15 protein-coding genes and 2 tRNA genes are annotated in these 18,988 nt (G+C 71.2%); 9 read left to right on the top strand and 8 right to left on the bottom strand.

Annotated features, from left to right (window positions below):
• Positions 1-4 precede the first annotated feature (4 nt).
• Positions 5-1,339: an SDR family NAD(P)-dependent oxidoreductase gene (locus tag OHA05_RS30975; RefSeq protein WP_328862339.1), complete on the top strand. Its 1,335-nt coding sequence runs from the start codon at positions 5-7 to the stop codon at positions 1,337-1,339.
• Entirely contained in the window at positions 1,339-2,526 is a 1,188-nt protein-coding gene (locus tag OHA05_RS30980) for a ribonuclease inhibitor (RefSeq protein WP_328862340.1), read from the top strand. Before OHA05_RS30975 ends, OHA05_RS30980 begins: the two co-directional genes overlap by 1 nt.
• 3 nt (positions 2,527-2,529) lie before the next feature.
• Here OHA05_RS30980 and OHA05_RS30985 read toward each other — a convergent pair whose 3' ends face one another.
• Both OHA05_RS30985 and OHA05_RS30990 read right to left on the bottom strand, forming a co-directional pair.
• Complete coding sequence (locus tag OHA05_RS30985; protein ID WP_313942960.1) at positions 2,530-4,377, bottom strand: ATP-binding protein; 1,848 nt, start codon at positions 4,375-4,377, stop codon at positions 2,530-2,532.
• A complete protein-coding gene (locus tag OHA05_RS30990; protein WP_443043853.1) occupies positions 4,374-5,741 on the bottom strand; it encodes a vWA domain-containing protein in 1,368 nt (455 codons plus the stop codon). Before OHA05_RS30990 ends, OHA05_RS30985 begins: the two co-directional genes overlap by 4 nt.
• A gap of 184 nt (positions 5,742-5,925) precedes the next feature.
• Between OHA05_RS30990 and OHA05_RS30995 the strand changes: the two genes are divergently transcribed.
• Positions 5,926-6,001 (top strand) — tRNA-Trp (locus OHA05_RS30995).
• Positions 6,002-6,044: 43 nt separating this feature from the next.
• Here OHA05_RS30995 and OHA05_RS31000 read toward each other — a convergent pair.
• The gene (locus OHA05_RS31000; protein WP_328862342.1) at positions 6,045-6,884 is read right to left on the bottom strand and encodes a hypothetical protein; all 840 of its coding nucleotides are present in this window, start codon (positions 6,882-6,884) and stop codon (positions 6,045-6,047) included.
• Between the two features lie 112 nt (positions 6,885-6,996).
• Between OHA05_RS31000 and OHA05_RS31005 the strand changes: the two genes are divergently transcribed.
• Positions 6,997-10,389, top strand: coding sequence for a hypothetical protein (locus OHA05_RS31005; RefSeq protein WP_328862343.1), 3,393 nt, complete (start codon positions 6,997-6,999; stop codon positions 10,387-10,389).
• Positions 10,390-10,453: 64 nt separating this feature from the next.
• On the opposite strand, the gene OHA05_RS31010 is transcribed toward OHA05_RS31005, so the two are convergent.
• Both OHA05_RS31010 and ddaH read right to left on the bottom strand, forming a co-directional pair.
• A complete protein-coding gene (locus tag OHA05_RS31010) occupies positions 10,454-11,428 on the bottom strand; it encodes an acyl-ACP desaturase (protein WP_313942957.1) in 975 nt (324 codons plus the stop codon).
• A gap of 116 nt (positions 11,429-11,544) precedes the next feature.
• Entirely contained in the window at positions 11,545-12,321 is a 777-nt protein-coding gene (gene ddaH, locus OHA05_RS31015; RefSeq protein WP_313942955.1) for a dimethylargininase, read from the bottom strand.
• Between the two features lie 213 nt (positions 12,322-12,534).
• Here ddaH and OHA05_RS31020 point away from each other — a divergent pair.
• Positions 12,535-12,608: transfer RNA gene (locus OHA05_RS31020), tRNA-His, on the top strand.
• Between the two features lie 208 nt (positions 12,609-12,816).
• Positions 12,817-13,863 (top strand): non-homologous end joining protein Ku, encoded by a 1,047-nt coding sequence (ku, locus tag OHA05_RS31025; protein WP_328862344.1) that lies wholly within the window; start codon positions 12,817-12,819, stop codon positions 13,861-13,863.
• 101 nt (positions 13,864-13,964) lie between these two features.
• Here ku and OHA05_RS31030 read toward each other — a convergent pair whose 3' ends face one another.
• From OHA05_RS31030 to OHA05_RS31040, 3 genes are all read right to left on the bottom strand, one after another.
• Entirely contained in the window at positions 13,965-14,159 is a 195-nt protein-coding gene (locus tag OHA05_RS31030) for a DUF6381 family protein (RefSeq protein ID WP_313942953.1), read from the bottom strand.
• 123 nt (positions 14,160-14,282) lie between these two features.
• Entirely contained in the window at positions 14,283-14,615 is a 333-nt protein-coding gene (locus tag OHA05_RS31035; protein ID WP_313942952.1) for a hypothetical protein, read from the bottom strand.
• A 325-nt stretch (positions 14,616-14,940) separates the two neighbouring features.
• On the bottom strand, positions 14,941-15,609 hold the full coding sequence (locus OHA05_RS31040; RefSeq protein ID WP_328862345.1) for a type III effector protein: 669 nt from the start codon (positions 15,607-15,609) through the stop codon (positions 14,941-14,943).
• 129 nt (positions 15,610-15,738) lie between these two features.
• Here OHA05_RS31040 and OHA05_RS31045 point away from each other — a divergent pair, with 129 nt between their 5' ends.
• The 3 genes from OHA05_RS31045 (at position 15,739) to OHA05_RS31055 (ending at position 18,972) form a co-directional block, all read left to right on the top strand.
• A complete protein-coding gene (locus OHA05_RS31045) occupies positions 15,739-16,170 on the top strand; it encodes an Hsp20/alpha crystallin family protein (RefSeq protein ID WP_313942950.1) in 432 nt (143 codons plus the stop codon).
• 269 nt (positions 16,171-16,439) lie between these two features.
• Entirely contained in the window at positions 16,440-16,835 is a 396-nt protein-coding gene (locus tag OHA05_RS31050) for a DUF2267 domain-containing protein (protein ID WP_313942949.1), read from the top strand.
• Between the two features lie 556 nt (positions 16,836-17,391).
• On the top strand, positions 17,392-18,972 hold the full coding sequence (locus OHA05_RS31055; protein ID WP_328862346.1) for a sensor histidine kinase: 1,581 nt from the start codon (positions 17,392-17,394) through the stop codon (positions 18,970-18,972).
• Positions 18,973-18,988: the final 16 nt, after the last annotated feature.

Consider the following 18,988-nt stretch of genomic DNA (forward strand, 5'->3'; position numbering starts at 1 on the left):
GCGGATGGAGCACATCGGCGACGAGGAGCTCGCGGCGTTCGACCGCACGGTCAAGAAGCTGCGTGCGCTGCCCGTCGACGACCCGGTGCGGCTGCGGGCCGAGCAGGTCGCATCCTCTTTTGCCCGGGACGGACGGCAGCGCAGGCGCAAGTCCCGCATCGGCGCGCGTGCCGACAGGGACGCCGCCGTTGTCGCGGCCACCGCCACCGGTGCCGTCGCCCGGCGCGAGGACGCGCCACTGGAGGTGGCGGCCAAAAGCGCCGGCGTCTTCACGAAGCCACGGCGCTGCTACGTCTGCAAGTCGTTCTATCGACAGGCCGACTCCTTCTACCATCTGCTCTGTCCCGGCTGTGCGGCCGACAACACCGCGCGGCGCGGTATGAGCACCGACCTCTCCGGCCGCAGGGCGCTCCTGACCGGCGGACGCGTCAAGATCGGCTTCCAGCTGGCGCTGATGATGCTGCGCGACGGCGTCGAACTCCTTGTCACCAGCCGTTTCCCGCACGACACCCTGCGCCGTTTCCGGGCCGCGCCCGGCAGCGGGAAGTGGCTCGACCGGCTCACCGTCGTCGCCGTCGATCTGCGCGACCCCCGGCAGGTGCTCGGCCTGTGCGAGCGGCTGCGCCAGGACGGGGAGCCGCTCGACATCCTCGTCAACAACGCCGCCCAGACGGTCCGCAGGCCCCCCGCTTCGTACGCCCTGCTCGCGGCCGGGGAGTCCGGGGCCCTGCCCGGCGAGGTGCTGTGCGCTCCGGGGTACGAACCGATGGCCGCCCTGGAACCCGCGGGCGCCGGGGGAGCGCTTGCCCTGGTCCTTCCGGAGGCCGACGAGGCGGGCCTGCTGCCCGACACCGCGCCGGCGAACTCCTGGTCGGCTCGCATCGGCGAACTCGACGCCGCCGAACTGCTGGAGACCCAGCTGGTCAACGCCCTGGCGCCCACCCTGCTGGTCGACCGTCTGCTGCCGTTGCTGCTCGCCTCTCCCCGCCACCGCCGTTACATCGTCAACGTGACCGCCGTGGAAGGCAGATTCGCCGTGCGGCGCAAGATGTCCACGCATCCCCACACCAACATGGCGAAGGCCGCACTGAACATGCTCACCCGCACCAGCGGGCCCGAACTCGCCGAGCAGGGCGTCCACATGTGCAGCGTCGACACGGGATGGATCACCGACGAGAATCCCGTGCCGAAGAAGGAACGGATCGCCGCCGAGGGCTTCCGCACACCCCTGGACATCGTCGACGGAGCGGCGCGCGTGTACGACCCCATCGTGCGGGGAGAGGCGGGCGCGCCGGTCTCCGGCGTCTTCCTCAAGGACTACCGGGAAGCGGAGTGGTGATGGAGGAGCCCTACGCGGGTGTACCCGAAGTGCTGCCCCGTTCGGTCGCCGAACTCGGTCCGCTCATCGCCTGGTTGCGAGACGGGCGGACGACGGACCGCAGACTCGACTTCGCCGCGGGCACCGCGCTCCCGGACGGGCGCCTCGACCTGTGCAAGCAGGCGCTCGGCCCCGACGGCGCCGCTCTCGTCGCCGAGGCGCTGCGCGAGGGCGGCGCGAGCGGCACCGTTCCCGCGCGGCACCTGCTGCTCGGCACCGACGGGCTCGGCGACGAGGGTGCGGCCACCGTCGCCGACAGGACCGTGGGCTCCGGTGTCGAGACGCTGTACCTGGGGTGCAACGGCATCACCGCGGCCGGCGCCTGCCGGATCGCCGACAGCCTGCGGGCGTCGGAACACGTGGTCAGCGGGGTCTGGCTCAAACGCAATCCGCTGGGCACCGGCGGCGGTCGGGCGGCCGCCGAACTCATCGCCGCGGCCTCGTCGCTGCGCACGCTCGACCTCGTCCAGACAGGGCTCGACCCGGCCGGGCTCACGTTCCTCACGGAGGCGCTGCTCGCCGTGGACACGCGGGGACGCCGCATCGAGCGGCTCTTCGTCGGGGGCAACCCCCTCGGTCAGTCCGGAGCCGTACCGCTTGCCGCACTGATCGTGAGCGGCGCGGTCGGCGAACTCTATGCGTCCGCGAGCCGGCTGGGCGACGAGGGTGCCCAGCGGCTGGCCGATGCCCTGGGGCGGGCGCCGCGGGGACGACTGGCCCGCCTCTCCGTCGCCAGCAACGGCATCGGTCCGTCGGCCGCTGCCCGTCTGGTCGCCGCAGCGGCCGCCGCCGGCGTCGAACTGCTGGACATGGGGCGAGTTCGGGCCGCGGGCACACTCGGCGCCGAGGACAACCGGATCGACACGGATGCCGCGACGGCCATCGGCGAGAGCCTCGCCGATGGCGAGCACCGGCTGACCCACCTCGTCCTCGCGCACACCGGGATGCGCAGCCGCGAGGCCCACCGCATCCTCGACGCCGCGCCTCGCGCCGTGAGCCACACCCGCTTCGTGCTCGGGAAGGGCATCGCCACCAGCGTGCGCCGCCGCCTCGACGCCTTCAGCGCACACCTGCCCGCGCCCGCCGTCTCCGCCGATGTCGCCGCCGTACGCAGTGTGCACCGCACGGCGCCCCCGGAAGCACCCTGACGATCAGCGCACCCCGGCCGTGAAGATCTCGATCCAGAACCGCTGGTGCTTCTCGGACGCGCCCACCAGATAGGTCGACCGCAGCTTCGGCGGCAGCAGTGCCACCAGCCGGGCCACCACCCTGCGGTGCTTCTTCAGCTGTGACAGCTCGGCGTTGGCGATGATCTGATGCACCACATCACTGTCGTTGCCGCCCTCCCCGGACTGCTCGGCGGCCCTGCGCAGTCGTCCCTCCCACAGCTCCACCCGCTCGGCGAGCTCCCGCAGGCCGGTCACCGGCCGGTTGTCCAGGCGCTCGATCAGGGACGTCAGGGGCACCGGAGCGTACTCGCCGTCCCCCAGATAGACCGTGCCCATCTCCAGCGGCAGACCGCGCTGATGCAGCTTGATCAGCCGCTCGATCGTCCGCTTGGTGATCCAGGCCCGGCCCTCGTCGTCGATGTCGTGCTTCCACCAGTCGAGCACCGTCTCGGCGACCGGCCCATAGGTCCCGATCAGCCACTCGTTGGCCGGGATGTCGTCCGGCTCGACGGTCAGCGATGCCGTGAACCGGGTCGCCTGGGCGATGTTGTTGCGGGAGACGAGCAGCTTGCGGCCCAGGTGGTACGGCGGGTTCTGGACGGCGATCTGTGCCCGCAGCCCTTCGATCCGCCGCCCCGCCAGCGACCACTCCTGGGTGATCTCCATCAGTTTGGCGAACGCCGCTTTGTCCTTGGGCCGGTTGTACTCGTCCCACACGATGGCCTTCGGCTCCGCCCCGGTGAACCCGGCCGCCAGCAGATTGTCCAGGGAGCCGTCGGGCGTCGGGATCGGGGCGCACAGGTCCTCGACATTGGTCACCGGCAGCGAGAAGTACAGCGGTTCGCGCCCGCCGAGCCCTTCCCGTACGGTCTGGCGCACGAGCTCCGTCTTGCCACAGCCCGGCGGACCTTGCAGCAGCACGGTCCAGCGGTTGCGCAGCGCGGCGCGTACCACCTGCCGCACCGGGTCGGGAATCGTCGCCGGGTTGGGTACGCCGAGAGCGGCCGCGATGCGGTCGAGCACCTCCGCGGTCCGGTTCTGCCCCGGTCGGCCGTCACCACGCGGCTCGACGAGGCGCAGCCGCTCGCCGTTGACCAGCGGAAGCCCCCAGCGCAGCGGGAATCCCTCCTGGGCGTTGGCCAGGATGTGGTCGACGGTGCGTGGCGCCAGCAGTTCGCGCAGCGCCGGGCTGAGCGACGCCCACACCGCGAACACCCCGCGCAGGTCCCATGTCCGGTACTTGGCGGCCAGCTTGTACCGCCACGAGGTGTCGTTCGCGGTGATCCGGATGGTGACCATACGGTCCAGGATCGCCAGATCGCTGCGGCGGGCGGCCGTCTCGGCGAGTGATTCGTTGTCGGCGAGGAACACGCCGATACAACCCAGCGCCCGCAGGTCGTACTCGCCGAGCGTCCAGTTGCAGGCGATCTGCATCAGCTGCGACTGGATCGTCTCGCCGGCCTGAAGCGAGTCGTCGATCAGCAGGACGAAGGGCTTTCCCGGCTTGAGCTGGCTCATCACCAGCTGCCGCAGCACCAGTTGACCGCTCTCGGTGTCTCGCACCGGCGCGTTCGCCAGCAGGTCGTCCGGCGTGAGGTTCGCCGCGGGCACGAAGACCAGCTCCGCGTCCGGATACGCCTCCGCCACATGGGAGAAGAACGTCGCCGTCTTGCCGATGCCGTGCTCGCCGAAGACCTGACCGGTCTGCCCCATGTCGATCATCGCGTCGATGAAGGACTCGAGCCGGGACACACCCGTCCAGCCCTCGGGACGCTCGGGGTAGGTGGCATTGCCGCGCCACTGCCGCCGGTGGTCGGTCGCGGTGGTCATCTCGATCCTGTCGTGACGCGATGGCAGGCCATCGGGGGTTGGTGGGCATCGGGCCAGTCGTCCCCGCCTTCGGTGATCAGCCAGATCCACTTGTCGGGTTCCGCCGGCGTGATGTGCGGGGCGTACCCGTCTGTGAGCATCACGATCGCGTCCGGGGTGACGTCGAACAGCCGGCCGTCCACGGCGGTGCGCCCCTCCACGTAGTCCGCGACGGCCTGGAAACTCGTACCGCCGCCGCCGAGCACCCGCTCGCCGGGTGCGAAGGGCATCACCACACCGTCGAACGACAGCCAGTGCGCCTCCACACCGTCGATGCCGCCGACCAGTTCGGTCAGCCAGGTGACCACGTGCTGCGGCATCGATCCGGAGGTGTCGTACGCGATGACGAGCACCTTGTCGCGCACCGGACCCCGCCGCGAGAGCATCGGGTCGTGGCCCAGCGCGGCGAGCAGCGCCCCGCGCTTCTTCGGATACACCAGCCGCTCACCCTCACGCAGCTTGGACGCCATGACGTCCACCAGCCACCGCTGCCACCAGTCGACGCGGCCCGTCCGAGCCGTCCGCCCTCGCAGCGCACCTGCCCCCAGCCGGCCCCACATCCGGGTGATCCGGTCGGACGCACCGTCCGTACGGTCCATCAGGTCACCCAGCTCCTGCTCGGCTAACGCGTGACCGCGGCGCGCCGCCAGCAGCGCATTGAGCAGGGCCGACGAGCCGACCGCGTCGGTCGTCCGCTGGTCGCCCGGGACCTCGGCGTCCGTCAGACGGATGCACATCGGCTGCGGCACCGGGGGGTTCTTCATCCGCTTCAACTCGCTGTACACGGACATGTCGGTGGCGATGAACGCGGAGTACTCCAGGGGGTCGAGGCCGTGGGCCCGCAGGTCCGCCTCGTAGGCCTCGTGGATCTCGCGGGGATCGATGCCGGTCGGCTCGCCGTGCAGCAACGGCAGCGCGTCCCGGCCGAGCCTGACCATCGCCACGTGGTTGATGGAGACCTCGGCCGCGAGCGTGAACACCGGGTCCTCCCGCAGTTCGGGCTCGGCGAAAAGATGCCGGTGGACCAGGTGGCGTGCCTCGTGGAAGAGCACGAACTTCACCCCGTCGAGGCCGAGGTCCACGAAGAACCGCGGGTTGTAGAGCAGCAGGCAGGTGCCGTCGCCGCTCGCCACCACGGCCGCCGTGTCCACCGCCGTCGTCGCGATCTGGTGGTGGCACTTGGCATAGAGCCAGGAGGCGACCGCCGACTCGGTCAGCCCGAAGTCCAGCAGCGCGGCCTCCTTGAGCTGCCGTGCCTCCTCGACGGTCCCCGCGTCGGCCGGCTGCCATCGCTCCAGCGCCCGCCGGTCCGCCAGATCGACCACGGGACGCACGTGCCCGTTCCGCTCCCCGTATGCCACGTCCCGCACCCCCCTCGTACAGGCTCATTGGTACCAGGGGCCACTGACATCGGGCGAAGCGGTTTCCGCAGCGCAGCTGTGCCGGCCGAGCGGGCGGAGGGCTCACGGTGCGGCGGCCTCCCGCGCGGCCTTAGGATCTCCGGCAAGGGCGGGGCCGTAGCGCAGAGGCAGACGCGCCGGTCTCCAGAACCGGAGGACGCTGGTTCAACTCCAGCCGCCCCGCCCCCTTTCCGGTCCCGAGCCCGCGGCCGGACGGCATGCGCCTTCCTAGGCGATGGCGCCCGAGGTCACGATCAGCTCGGGCGCGGTACCGGTGAACGTCGGCAGCAACTGGGCGAGCACCGCCCAGGCTTCGGTGTTCTCGCCCAACGAGCCCTGAACCAGCGGCCGCAGGACCGCCTCGGCCTCCGGCAGCCGGCCCGGGAACGCCCAGCGGCCGGAGTCCAGCACCGACAGCACGTCCTGTGCGGTGCGCCAGTTCTCCGCGTACGCCCCCGGGCCCGCCACGATCCCGGCCTGCCGCATCCGGTGGGCGAAGCTCGGATGGTCGCTGAACCGTTCCCGCAGCGCCTTCGGACAGTCGATGCGGGTGGCCAGCGCCCAGCGCGCGAAGCCGGGCAGGGGCTCTTCGAGATCGGCCGCCGCCACCTGGGCCCAGTCGTCCCGGCCGACGGCCGCGGCCGCCCTGCGCCCCTGCCGCATGCGGGTGACCGCCCGCAGTTCACTCACGACACCACGCGGTCCGGTGCCCGGAAGATCCACGGGCTCGGTCTGCTTCCGCAGCCCCGGCGCGAGCGGGAGCGGTCCTCGCGCACCGTCGCCGAACGGCACCCCGCGCAGGATGTCGCGCTGGATCCGGCCGCCCACCCCGTCGACGTGGTAGACGACTTCGTTGATGTCGGGCCGGTCGGCCTGAAGCATCCAGAGCAGCACCGACGCCGGTGTTCCCGCCCGCGAGACCTGTCGTGCGGCCTCCCAGACGGGGGGAGGGCCGGCCGGCGGGTCCTCGGTCACGGCCAGCCGCTTCCGCACCCGTCGCGCCACGTCCGCGTCGGCGAGTGTGAGCAGCAGATGGAGAGCCATGGCGGTCCTGCGGTCACCGTTCATCGCGTCCCCCTGCACGGCCCCGTCGGCGGCCCCGTCCGTCCCTGTGGCGGCCGATCATGCCAGGTTCCCTATTCGCCGGGGATCACGGTTCTCCGGAAGGCACAATTCCCGCATGCCGCACACCTCCCGGCGCTCGGCGGATCTCCTCCTGGCCGCGATCGAGCCCCTCCCGTATCCCCTGCGCATGCGCGAACTGTCCCGGCGGACCAGGGAGACGGAGCCCGAGGAACGGCGGTCGCTGCTGGTCGAACTCGACGCCCGCGGGCCCTACGAGCGAGGGCTCGCCGTCGTCGTCGCGTCCGTGGGCGGCGAGACCGGGTGGATCGGTGACCGGCTCGCGGACCCCGACGCCTTCGTCCGCGGCCAGGCACTGCGGGTCGCCGCGGGGCTCGGCGTCACCGACGAGGCGTTCGCCGCGGCGCTGGACGATGCACCGGCCGCGATACGCCGGCAGTTGCTGCGAGCCGTCGTCTCGCAGCGGCGCACGGCGCTCGCGGACCGGCTCGTCGACGGCGTCAGGGAGACCTGGGGCGACACCGAGGCGGCGCGCCTGCTGCCCGGGTGCGGGCGCGACACCGTCGCACGGCTGCTGCCCGCCCTGTTCCACGCCGTCCACGGCTGGACCTCGCTCGGCCGCCGGCATCCCGGTCCGGTTCTCGACGCCGCCGAGCGCGAACTGGCCGCGCTGCCCGAGTCACTGCGGGACGGCTGGTGGCAGCGGTACGCCAGGGCGGTCGCCGCCACGGCGGACGCCGAACCGCGGCGGGTTCTCGCCCTGTTCGAAGCCATGGGACCCGCAGCCCTGCCGGTGCCGCTGAGCCATCGGCTCGCCGGTCTGGCGAAGGCCGACCCCGCGCGGATCGTGGGCATGCTGCTCGCTCCCGAGGGGCACGCACTCCGCGGCCGCGTCACCCGGCGCCCGGCCCTGCTGAGCTTCCTCGCCCGGCACGCCCCCGAGGATCTGATGCTTCGACTGGGACGGGTCAGCGCCGCATGGCCCGACCAGCTCGCGCGACTGATCGCCGCGCATCCGCCGGCCCGGCGGGGCGCGTTCCACGAAGCCGTCGTCAGCGACCGGGGCAGCGACGCACAGGTGGTGAACGCCGAACTCCTGGACGTCCTGCCCCGCAGCTGTGTCGCCGTCGAGGCCCGCCGGATGGCCGAGCGGGCCCGGGAGCGTTCGGCTCCGTGGAGCGAGGTGCTGCTCGCCGAGTCGTATCTGCCCCTGGACGAGGCGCGCGAACGGCTGGTCGCGGCCACGCGCCGCCCCGCCGCGGAGGACCGCTCCGAGGCCTGGCCGCTGCTCGTCCGCAACGCCGCGCGGTCCGGCGACGCCGACTCCGTGACCGCGGTACTGCGCGAGATGGCACGGCTGCGCAACGAACAGGACCCGGTCCGCTCCGCTGCTCTGGACGCCCTTGCCGCCACGCCGCCCGTGCTGTTCACCGAAGAGGCGGAGGACCATCTCGACCGGGTCGCCGCCGACGCCGTCGAGGCCCGTGACTCGTCCCCGGCCACCCGCCAGGCGCTCAGCCGCCTCGCGGTCGAGGTGCTGCGCGAGCACGCCGCCGCCGGCCGGCGCGGGCTCGTCAACTGGGCGCTGCGTACGGTGGTGCGGATCTCCGGAAGCACTGGTGGCGCCGATCTCGGGCGGCTGGACCGTACGCTGCGCCGCGGCCAGGAACACGACGTCTTCGAGGCGCTGCGCCCGTGGATCGAGGCGGGCGCCGAGAAGGCGGACTTCAGTCTGGCCTTCGCACTCGCCCGCGCGGCCGGCCGGCGTGCTGCGGGCATGCCCGAGCTTCAGGAACTGCTGTGGCAGGCGGTGCGGTTCGGCAACAGCCGGGCCGCACGCACCGCGGTCGGCCTCTGGCTCGAAGCGCCCCAGGACCGCGACCGGCGGGTGGAACTGCTGCTGAGCCACGAGAGATCGGCGGCCGTACTGCCGCCCGTCGTCGCGGTACTGACCTCCCGCCGCACCGATCTGCTCGACCGCATCCTGGAGGACACCCCGCCGTACGGGCGCTTCCTCACCAAGGACAGCCACTGGACCCTGCCCGTCAACAACATCGACCGCACCGTCCACCGCTGGACCGCTCGCCAACAGCGGTCCGTCGTACGGCAGTTGGCGAACGCAGCGGATGACACCTCGCTGCCGCTGTACACCCGGGCGGACGCGGTCGCGTCGGTCGCGCGCATCCCGGCCGGCGGAGCGGATGTCGCACACCGCTGGACGGGCTCCCATGACGTGGTGCTCGCCGAGGCCGCTCTCGCCGCCCTCACCCGGACCCTGCGTCCCGCCGACGCGCTGCCCGAACTGCTCTCGTACGCGAACGGCGACCGGGCCCGCGTCGCCGTGTACGCGGTCACCCGGGCGTCCCGGTACGCGCGGCCGTCCGAACTCGGCGCCCTGCTGCGCGGCGTTCTGGAGCCGGGTGCGGCCAAGGTGACCAGCCGCAAAGAGGCTATGCGGCTCGCCGCGGCCCGCCTTCCGCCGACCGATGCGGCGTCGGTGCTCGCCGACACGTACGCGATGAAGGACCAGCACCGTGATGTCCGCGCCGCGTGCGTGGCCTTCGCTCCGGCCCTCCTCGGTGACGAACGCATATGGCGCCTGCTCACCGACGCGTCCGCCGGTGAGCGGGTGCTGCGCGACGGCGTGCTGCGTGTGGTGCCGATGGACCTCCCTGAGTCGTACCGCCCGCGCTATGCGCGTCTGATACGCGGTGTGTGCGAGATCCGCGACAAGGAACTCGCCGGTACGGCGTTCGCGGCCCTCGCCCACTGGCTGCCCTGGTCGCCCGAGGCTTCCGCGGTCCTGGTGTCCGCGATCACCGATCTGTCCGACCGGCGGTCCTGGTACGCGGCGGCCGACGCGCTCGCCGCCGCTGCCGTTCACGGGCCCGAGGCGGCAGCCGCCGTGGAGCAGGCGCTGACGCGGCTGGCCACCGCCGACGCTCTGGCGGTGGAGAACGCCGACGACGCCGGCGCTGAACGGGACCGGCCGGCCCGCCGCCGGGTCGAGCACCTCACGGACCGGCTGTGCCGCCGGTCCGGTGTACGCCCCCGGGTGCTGCGCCCGGTGCAGAAAGCCGCCGCCGAACTGCTCGCGGGGCACGACACCTTCGTGCCGCAGGCGGCGGCGCTGCTGACGGAGTCCCTCGACCTGACTGCCGACGCGGACTCGCTGCGGGTGTCATACGACCGGCTCGTCGCCCTGCACGAGGACCGCCCGGCCCTCGCCGTCCGTACCGCCGATGCGCTCGGCCGCAGACTCTGCGGCGCGGACCGGGCCGGCGACGCCGCGACGCTGCTCACCGCCGCCCGGCAGCTCACCGAGGCGGGCGGTCGCACCGAGGGGCTTCTCGCGGTGACGCTCACCGCAGCGGGCGGCGAGCGCACGTCCTGGACCGAGCCGTGGCGGGCCCAGTTGCGCAGGCTGCGCCGCCATCCGGTCGCCGATGTGCGGGACGCCGCCCTCGGGTGCGTCACCGCTCATGAATGACGCCCGGCCGGGCCGCGCACCACAGGATCGTGGGCGCGGCCCGGCCGGGCGGGAGACAGCGGAGTCAGCGCGCTGCGCGCGCCGCCATACGTGCCTTGCGGGCCGCGAGCTTCTCGTCGAACTTCGACGCCTCGGCGTCCAGCCCGCCCATGTACAGCCCGAGCTCCTCCTGCGCCTTGAGACCCTCCGGGCCCAGCCCGTCGATCTCCAGCACCTTCAGGAAGCGCAGCACCGGCTGCAGCACGTCGTCGTGGTGGATCCGCATGTTGTAGATCTCGCCGATCGCCATCTGCGCGGCGGCACGCTCGAAGCCGGGCATGCCGTGACCGGGCATCCGGAAGTCGACGACCACGTCGCGCACGGACTGCATGGTGAGGTCGGGGGCGATCTCGAAGGCCGCACGCAGCAGGTTCCGGTAGAAGACCATGTGCAGGTTCTCGTCGGTCGCGATCCGGGCCAGCATGCGGTCGCAGACGGGGTCGCCCGACTGGTGGCCGGTGTTGCGGTGCGAGACGCGGGTGGCGAGCTCCTGGAAGGCGACGTACGCCACGGAGTGCAGCATGGAGTGCCGGTTGTCGGACTCGAAGCCCTCCGACATGTGGGCCATGCGGAACTGCTCGAGCTTGTCGGGATCGACGGCACGGGAGGTGAGCAGGTAGTCGCGCATCACGATGCCGTGCCGGCCCTCTTCCGCGGTCCAGCGGTGGACCCAGGTGCCCCAGGCTCCGTCGCGGCCGAAGAGGCTGGCGATCTCGTGGTGGTAGCTGGGCAGGTTGTCCTCGGTCAGGAGATTGACCACAAGAGCCGTTTTCCCTATGTCCGTGACCTTCGACTGGCTCGGCTCCCAGGCCTCGCCGTCGTCGAAGAGACCGGGGAAGTTACGGCCGTCACCGAAGGGGACGTACTCGTGCGGCATCCAGTCCTTGGCAACCTTGAGATGGCGGTTGAGTTCCTGCTCCACCACCTCTTCCAGCGCGTACAGCAGCCGGGCGTCGGTCCACGCGTCCGAGCTGCCGAGTTGGGGAGAGGTGATTGACACGGGTGCTCCAGGGGGACGGGAGAGTTACTTACGTCTTCGTAGGTTACGAAACCGTAGGTTAAGGCGCCGTAAGCCGTCGGGCCAAGCCCGCTCCCGGAATGTCCGGTTACATTTAGTTATGCATGCAGGTCGCGGAGGCGTACCGAGAGGCAGGTCACGCAGCCTTCGAGCTTCTCGAACTCGCTGATGTCGACCGGCACCGGCTCGTAGCCGAGATCCGCGAACAGCTCGGCCGACTTCGGGGCGCTCGCCGCCATCAGCAGCCGGCCCCCGCCGAGCAGCACGACATGCGCCCCGGACTCCTCCGGCACGGGGAGATGACGGGGGAAGACGGACGGGGTCTCGACCAGCGGCGGGTAGCCGATGACCGTGGCGTCGGGCAGGGCCGTCACCGCCGACTTCAGGTGCAGCACCTTGCTGATCGGCACGGCGACAACCCGCGCCCCCAGCGGCTCGAAGACCTGCCGCAGTTGCGCCACGCCGGCGGCGTTCGTCCGGCCGCCGCGGCCGACGTAGATCGTGTCCCCGACCTTGAGCACATCGCCGCCCTCCAGGGTGCCGGGCTCCCACACCCAGTTCACCGAGCAGCCGAGCCGCGCCAGCGACTCCTCGACGGCGGCGGTCTCCGGCCTGCGCGACTCGGCGCCGGGGCGGGCGATCAGGGCGACATTGCGGAAGACGACGACGGTGTCCTCGACGAACACGCCGTCCGGACAGTCGTCGGCGGGCTCGGTCTCGACGGTCTCCCAGCCGTGCTCGCGCAGCGTCTCGGCGTAGGTCTGCCACTGTTCGAGCGCCAGCGCGGCATCGACGGGCGTGCGCTCGATGTGGGTGACCAGCCCCTCCGCGAGACGCGGGCTGGGGCGGCGGATCAGGGCTTTCCTGCTGGGCACGGGCGAATCTCCCGGGAGGCTCGGGGCTGGTGGCGCCCATCATGACCCTTGGTGCGGGGGCCATGGAATCCCTGGTTGCAGGCTTGTGAGCGGTGGGGAGGGGGCCGGTGGGCGCCGACGCCCGGACCGTCCGGGGTCGTCCGGGCCCTTGTCGGCCCCGTGCAAAAGGAGTTGGGCCCGAGCCGGACCGGGTCCTACGCTTCTCGGCACATGGTGTTCGTAGCTGAGTTCGGTACAGCACCCGGCTGTGGACCGGGAGATCGCGGGTTCGAGTCCCGCCGTACACCCTTTTTCGGACCCTCGGCGGTTCCGGGCTGCGACTCCTCCCGCGGCGGGGGCGGGTCAGGTAGCGGTTGCCGTCATCCGCGCGGGTGAGCACGCTGAAGAGTGAGTCTCATCAGCGCTGCACATGCGGCCGATGTGCGGTCGAGCCCGAGACGGCGAAGCGGGTTCCGAGATCCCGATCCACCGGCAGGCCGGGAGCGGAGTGGGCACATGGCACGCGCGATCTGGACCGGTGTCATCACCTTCGGGCTGGTCAGCGTGCCCGTCGGGCTCTTCACCGCGATCGAGGACCATACGGTCCACTTCCACCACCTCCAGCGCGGAACCGCGGACCGCATCCGCAACAAGCGGGTCAACGAACGGACCGGCAGGGAGGTGGCATCCGAGGACATCGTCAAGGGGTACGAACTCACCGAGGGCGAGTACATCGTCGTGGAGCCGGACGAACTGGACCACATCGCGCCAGGCCGCTCCCAGACCATCGACATCAGCGACTTCGTCGACCTGGCCGACATCGAGCCGGTGTACTTCGACCGCACTTACTACGTGGCCCCGCGCGGCAAGGAGTACGCCAAGGTGTACGGGCTGCTGCGGACAGCGCTGGCGCAGTCGGACAAGGCCGGGATCGCCACCTTCGTGATGCGCAACAAGCAGTATCTGACCGCCCTGCGAGCGGAGGACAGGATCCTGGTGCTCCAGACCCTGCACTGGGCCGACGAGGTCCGCGACCCGGGCGAGGAACTGCCCGACCTGCCCTCCGGCCGTACGGGCAAGGGCAAGGAGTTGGAGATGGCGAACCAGCTGATCGGAACCCTGAGCAGCCCGTGGGATCCGGCCCGGTATGCCGACACGTACCAGGAGAAGGTACGGGAGCTGGTGCAGGCGAAGGCCGACGACCAGGAGATCGACCTCGCCGAGGAGGCGCCCGAGGCCACCAACGTCGTCGACCTGATGTCGGTCCTGCAGGGCAGCATCGACCGGGCGGGCGGCGCGCGGGGCAAGGGGTCCTCCGCATCGCGACGGAAGACGTCCGCCGGCCGCAAGGGGCCGCCCGGACCGGCCGCGAAGAAGAGCGCCGACGACAAGAAGGCTCGTTCACGGGGCGGAGGAAAGAGCGAGCTGCGGGAGCTGACCAAGAGGGAGCTGTACCAGCGAGCCACCGAGCGGGGAATCTCCGGCCGCTCGAACATGAGCCGGGAGGAACTGGTCGACGCCCTCGCCCAGGCAGGGCGCCGCCGGAAGAAGAGCGCCGCCTGACCATCGGCAGGTCGACTCGTCCTTCAGCGCCTGGGCGAGGGACTGCTGGGCGAGGGACTGCAGGAACGACGCGGGCGCGAGTTCCTGCGCAACGCCCGCCGCTACAGCGGGTTCATGCCCATCTCGTCGGGGCCCTTGCCGCCCGTGCGCTTGCTCTCTTCCGTCAGCCGGTCGGCCTTCTCCATGAGGCGCTTGCGCTCCTCCGGGTCGGTGGCCCGCTCGGCGGCGTCCTTCAGCTCCTGGGCCTTTGCGCGCATCTGCTGGGCAGGGCCGCCGGACTCACTCGCACTCGACATGATCACTCCAGGGACTCGGGGGAGCGGACCACCTCAGCGAAGCAGCAGCCGTACCCGATCGCATCCCGGAGCCTCACGCATGGTGACGACGCCTGCGGCCGCCGAGCCTCGACCGCGGACGGTCTACACGGCCGTCGTGAAGGCCGAGTCCTCGGCGGCGCCGGTGCGGGCCTGCACGATCAGGTCGTCGTTGCCGTTCATCTCGAGCATGCGGCGCACCGCGACGCTCGCGGCGCGGACCGTCATCGGCATGCCCAGGTCGCGTTGCGCTCGCAGTACGGCACTGAGGGCGGCGCTGCTCTCCGCCGCGTCCTCGAGGACGACCAGGACAGACTCCGGACGGTGTGAGCGGACGAGCGCGCTGATGTCCTGGGCGAGCTGTGCCCGCCGTGCGATGCCCGGGTCCTCGTGCAGGGTGATGACCAGACGGGTACCCGTGACGGCATGGGACCACATGGAGACCCTCCGATTCGTGCACAGAAGATGTATGTGCAGTGAATCTGCCCCGTCTTGCATTGCAATATGCCGGACGTCTTCTGCTTGCGTTTCATTCGGCCTAAGGCGGCCTGGCCAACGTTTCCCGGGAACGGAGTCCTCCGCTTTCAGGGGGTGGGTATGGGCCTGCCTGGCGGCCTGGCGTGAGGGCGGGATCGTCGAGTGAGCGCAGACGCATCCGCAGCACCGAAGCGATCTCCGGAGGAGTCGGACTCGTCTGTTCGGGGATCCCTGTGACGACCCCACCAGCCCGACTCGCCCTTCGTGCGCGGCTGGTCACCAACCCTCAACTCCCCGGCTGTTCGGCCGACATCGGTCCGTTGCGGAGCTCGTCGGTGTGGCGCGTGACGCTGTGGACGCGGGCGGCGAGGTCGGGGTGGCCGGCTGTCAGGTGGGTGTAGGTGTCGGCCAGGGGTGCGATGAGGTTGGCGGCGTCGTTGTCCGCGAGGGCGTCGGCGAGCCTGGCCAGCGGGAGGCGGGCCCGAGCCGGGAGATCCGTGAGGGCGGTGATCTGGCCGGCGAGCCGGCGCAGATCTCCGGCGTTGCCGCGGGCCCAGGCGGTGACGGTGCGGCCGGCGGCGCGGCGGTCGCGGGTGGCCTGTACCCGCTCTTCGCCGGTGCTGCCGGGGGTCCCGGGGCGTACGCGCAGGTAGCGGCGTTCGGCGGCCTGGCGGCTGGCGACACCGAGGGGGTGGGCGAGGTCGGCCCAGCTGGCGCCGGCCGCGCGGGCGGCTTCGATCAGTCCGGGTTCCCATCCCGCGAGTCGGTCCCTCAGCTCGCGCAGCAGGAGCAGGGTGGCCAGTGCCTGTTCGGGGCCGGCGGCCGGTGCGGGTTCGGGGTGCTGCCCGGCCTGCGGGGGAGTCTGGGCGGTGCGTACCGCCTCGTCGATGGCGCTCAGCGCCGCCGCGGCGGCGGGCAGGGATGTGGGGTCTTTGGCCTGGTCAGCGGCGGTCATGGAGGCCCTTTCCGTGTGTGTCACCCTTCTGACGACATCGTGCTTGTCATCGTTTGGATGACATGTTACAACGGTGTCAGGTGAAGCGCATTGGCAGTTTCTGCCTGAACCGACTGGAGGTGTTTCGCGATGTTGATGCGCACCGATCCGTTCCGCGAACTCGACCGGCTCACCCAGCAGCTCCTGGGCACACCCGGCACCTGGTCCCGGCCCTCGACCATGCCGATGGACGCCTATCGCGAGGGCGACGAGTATGTGATCGCCCTCGACCTGCCCGGTGTCGGAAGGGAAGCGATCGACATCGACGTCGAGCGCAACATGCTGACCGTCAGGGCCGAGCGCCGGCCGGCCGTCAAGGCCGACGATGTGCAGATGGAGCTCTCCGAGCGGCCACTCGGTGTCTTCTCCCGCCAGCTCGTGCTGGCCGACACCCTCGACACCGAGCGCATCACGGCCGACTATGACGCGGGCGTCCTGACCCTGCGGATCCCGATCGCCGAGCGGGCCAAGCCCCGCAAGATCGCCATCGGCGAGCAATCGCCCCGGCAGATCAGCGGCTGAGTCGCCAAACCACCGCACGAGCCGCGGGGGACGGGACCCGATCTCCCCGTTCTCCCGTCCTCCGCGCGCCGTCAGGAAGAACAGGACCGCGACCAGGGCGTCAGCGCGGTCAGCACGACCCGGACGCGGGCCGACGAGCACCTCGATCCCGCGTCCGGCCGCAACCTTCTCAGCGGCCCCCCAACTCCACACCACTGCACGTCACTCAGGATCAGAAAGGCAGCATTCCGATGTTCGTCCAGCCTGCACCGGCCTTTGACCCTCAGGGCATGACGTTCGACCAGATGCTGGAAAGGATCCGCTACGCAGGCGCGTACCCGACACGCGAGCGTGCCGCGGAGGCCGTGCACGCCGTGATGACCGGCCTCGGCCGTCAGCTCTCCGGCGAGGAACGGGTCGAACTCGCCGCTCGCCTCCCCATCGAGGCCGCGATCACCTTCACCGCCCAGATCCCCACCGCCGAACCCCTCACCGGCTTCGGCTTCGTCAAGGAGATCGCCGCCCGCACGGGTGGAACTCCCGCAACTGCCCGTTGGGACACCGGCGCCGTCCTCGCCACCGTTGCCGACCTGGCGGGCCCTGACCTTCTCGATCGCATTCTGGCCCGGCTTCAGCCCGGTTACGCCCTTCTGTTCGGTCGCGCCGAACTCGTCCAGGCCGCTTGACGGTTGTGCCGCTCGGCCCCATGTGAGACCCCGGGACTCGCCGCAGAGTCCCGGGGTCTCACGTAGGTGTCACTTTTTCGCCAATGTCATCGTGTGGACACTCGTCGGCGTGTCCTACTGGACCCGTCGCGCGGTAAATGTGTCTATTGGCGGCGTAGACGAGTCCGATCGCTCAGCGGTGTCTCTTTCCCGCGAACCGGAGCGGGATCGTTTCTGCAGCTCAAGACGTCCCTTTTCGGTGTGCCGGTCCCGGATGTGATTACAACGGGTTCATGAGTGTGCACTAGGGTGGCGGCGCCTTTAACTGTCCAACCGTGTAGACGAGTTGACTGTTAGTCGGCGGCGTACCCGTGCACCCCACCCCCCGGGGTGATCGAGAGGACTCCCATTGTCTGAATCCCCGACGTATGCAGCGCGCCCGGAATCCGGTCGGACGACCGCTGGGGGCTCGGCACGAAACAGGCACGGCAGGCGACCGGCGCAGGAGGAGGCCGCCGATCCTGCCGCCCGCTCGAGGGCGATACGCCTCGCGGTCCTTCCCGCGGCCCTCATATCCGTGCTCGCGGCCGCACTGGTCGTTTTCGTTCTTCGCGCACAATCCGGCACGGCCGACGCCGCCACCTGGGGCGTCCTCGTCACCGCCGGCGTTCTCGGCGCGAGTGTCCTGATCGGCGCCGCGCGTGCCGCCTCCGCCGAAGCCCGGCGGACCGCCGAACGCCACACATCGCTCCGCAACTCCCTCGCCCCGGGCGTCAGCGATCTGCAGAACATGGTGCTCCGGCTGGAGCAGGGCGAGCCGGTGGAGCAGCCGCTCTTCTCGCAGCCCGCCCCGCCCTCGAACGACCCCGTCAGCCGCCTCGCCTACGAGCTCACGATCAGCCTGCTCCAGGCCCAGGCGGCCATCGCGCACGCCGCGCAGTTCCCCCAGGCCACTGCCTCCCCCAATGAGGAGAGCATCGAGGTCTTCGTCAACCTCGCCCGTCGTCTGCAGTCCCTCGTCCACCGCCAGATCAGCATGCTCGACGAGCTGGAGAACGAGGTCGAGGACCCCGAACTCCTCAAGGGTCTCTTCCAGGTCGACCACCTCGCGACGCGTATCCGCCGTCACGCCGAGAACGTCGCCGTCCTCGGCGGTTCGGTGTCGCGCCGCCAGTGGACCAAGCCGGTGACGATGATGGAGGTGCTGCGGTCCTCCATCGCCGAGGTCGAGCACTACTCCCGCGTCAAGCTCGTCCCGCCGCTCGAAGGGACGCTGCGCGGCCACGCGGTCGCCGACGTCATCCACCTGCTGGCCGAACTCGTCGAGAACGCCACCGGGTTCTCCGACCCGAGCACCCAGGTGCTGATGCGCGCCCAGCGGGTGACCGCCGGACTCGCCATCGAGGTCGAGGACCGCGGCCTCGGCATGTCGCAGCACGAGCAGGACCGGATCAACTCCCTGCTCGCCCACCCCGACCGCATCGACATCAGCAAGCTGATCGCGGACGGCCGCATCGGTCTCTACGTGGTCTCGGCGCTGGCGCGGCGGCACGGTATCGCCGTCCGTCTCCAGGGCAACATCTACGGCGGCATCCAGGCGATCCTCGTCCTGCCCACCGGTCTCCTCGGCGAGGAGCCGCTGGACGCGCCGCACCACGCCGCCGCCGCCGCGGCACCCCGGTCCGCCGCGCCCGCCTCACCCCAGCGGCCCGCGGTGCAGGCAGGACCCGAGGCCCAGTACGTACCACCGCCGCTGGACACGGCTCAGCCGATGACCCCGACACCGTCACAGCCGATGCCGCCGGTGCACCACATGTCCGCACCGGCGCGCCAGTCGCAGCAGCAGGCGCCTCAGCCTCCGCAGCGCACGTCCCAGCAGCAGATGCCCCAGTCCCAGCAGCAGTCGTCTCAGCACGCACGGCCCGCCGAGCGGCCCGCACCCCGCGACGCCGGGTCGTACGACACACCGGCCCCGCAGGCCGGGCGCCCGCCGCTGCCGCAGCGCCGGGCCCAGGAGCATCTGGCACCGCAACTCCGGAACGCCCCCACCACGCGCATGCGGGGGGACATGCCGGAGGGGGAGCACGATCCGGGACTGATGGCTGCCTTCCAGCGGGGAGTCAGCCTCGCCGACGACGTATCCGACGAGACCCGCTGACAGCTCCTGCCAGCCG

The sequence above is a fragment of the Streptomyces sp. NBC_00306 genome (assembly GCF_036169555.1).
Classification (GTDB): Bacteria; Actinomycetota; Actinomycetes; order Streptomycetales; family Streptomycetaceae; genus Streptomyces; species Streptomyces achmelvichensis.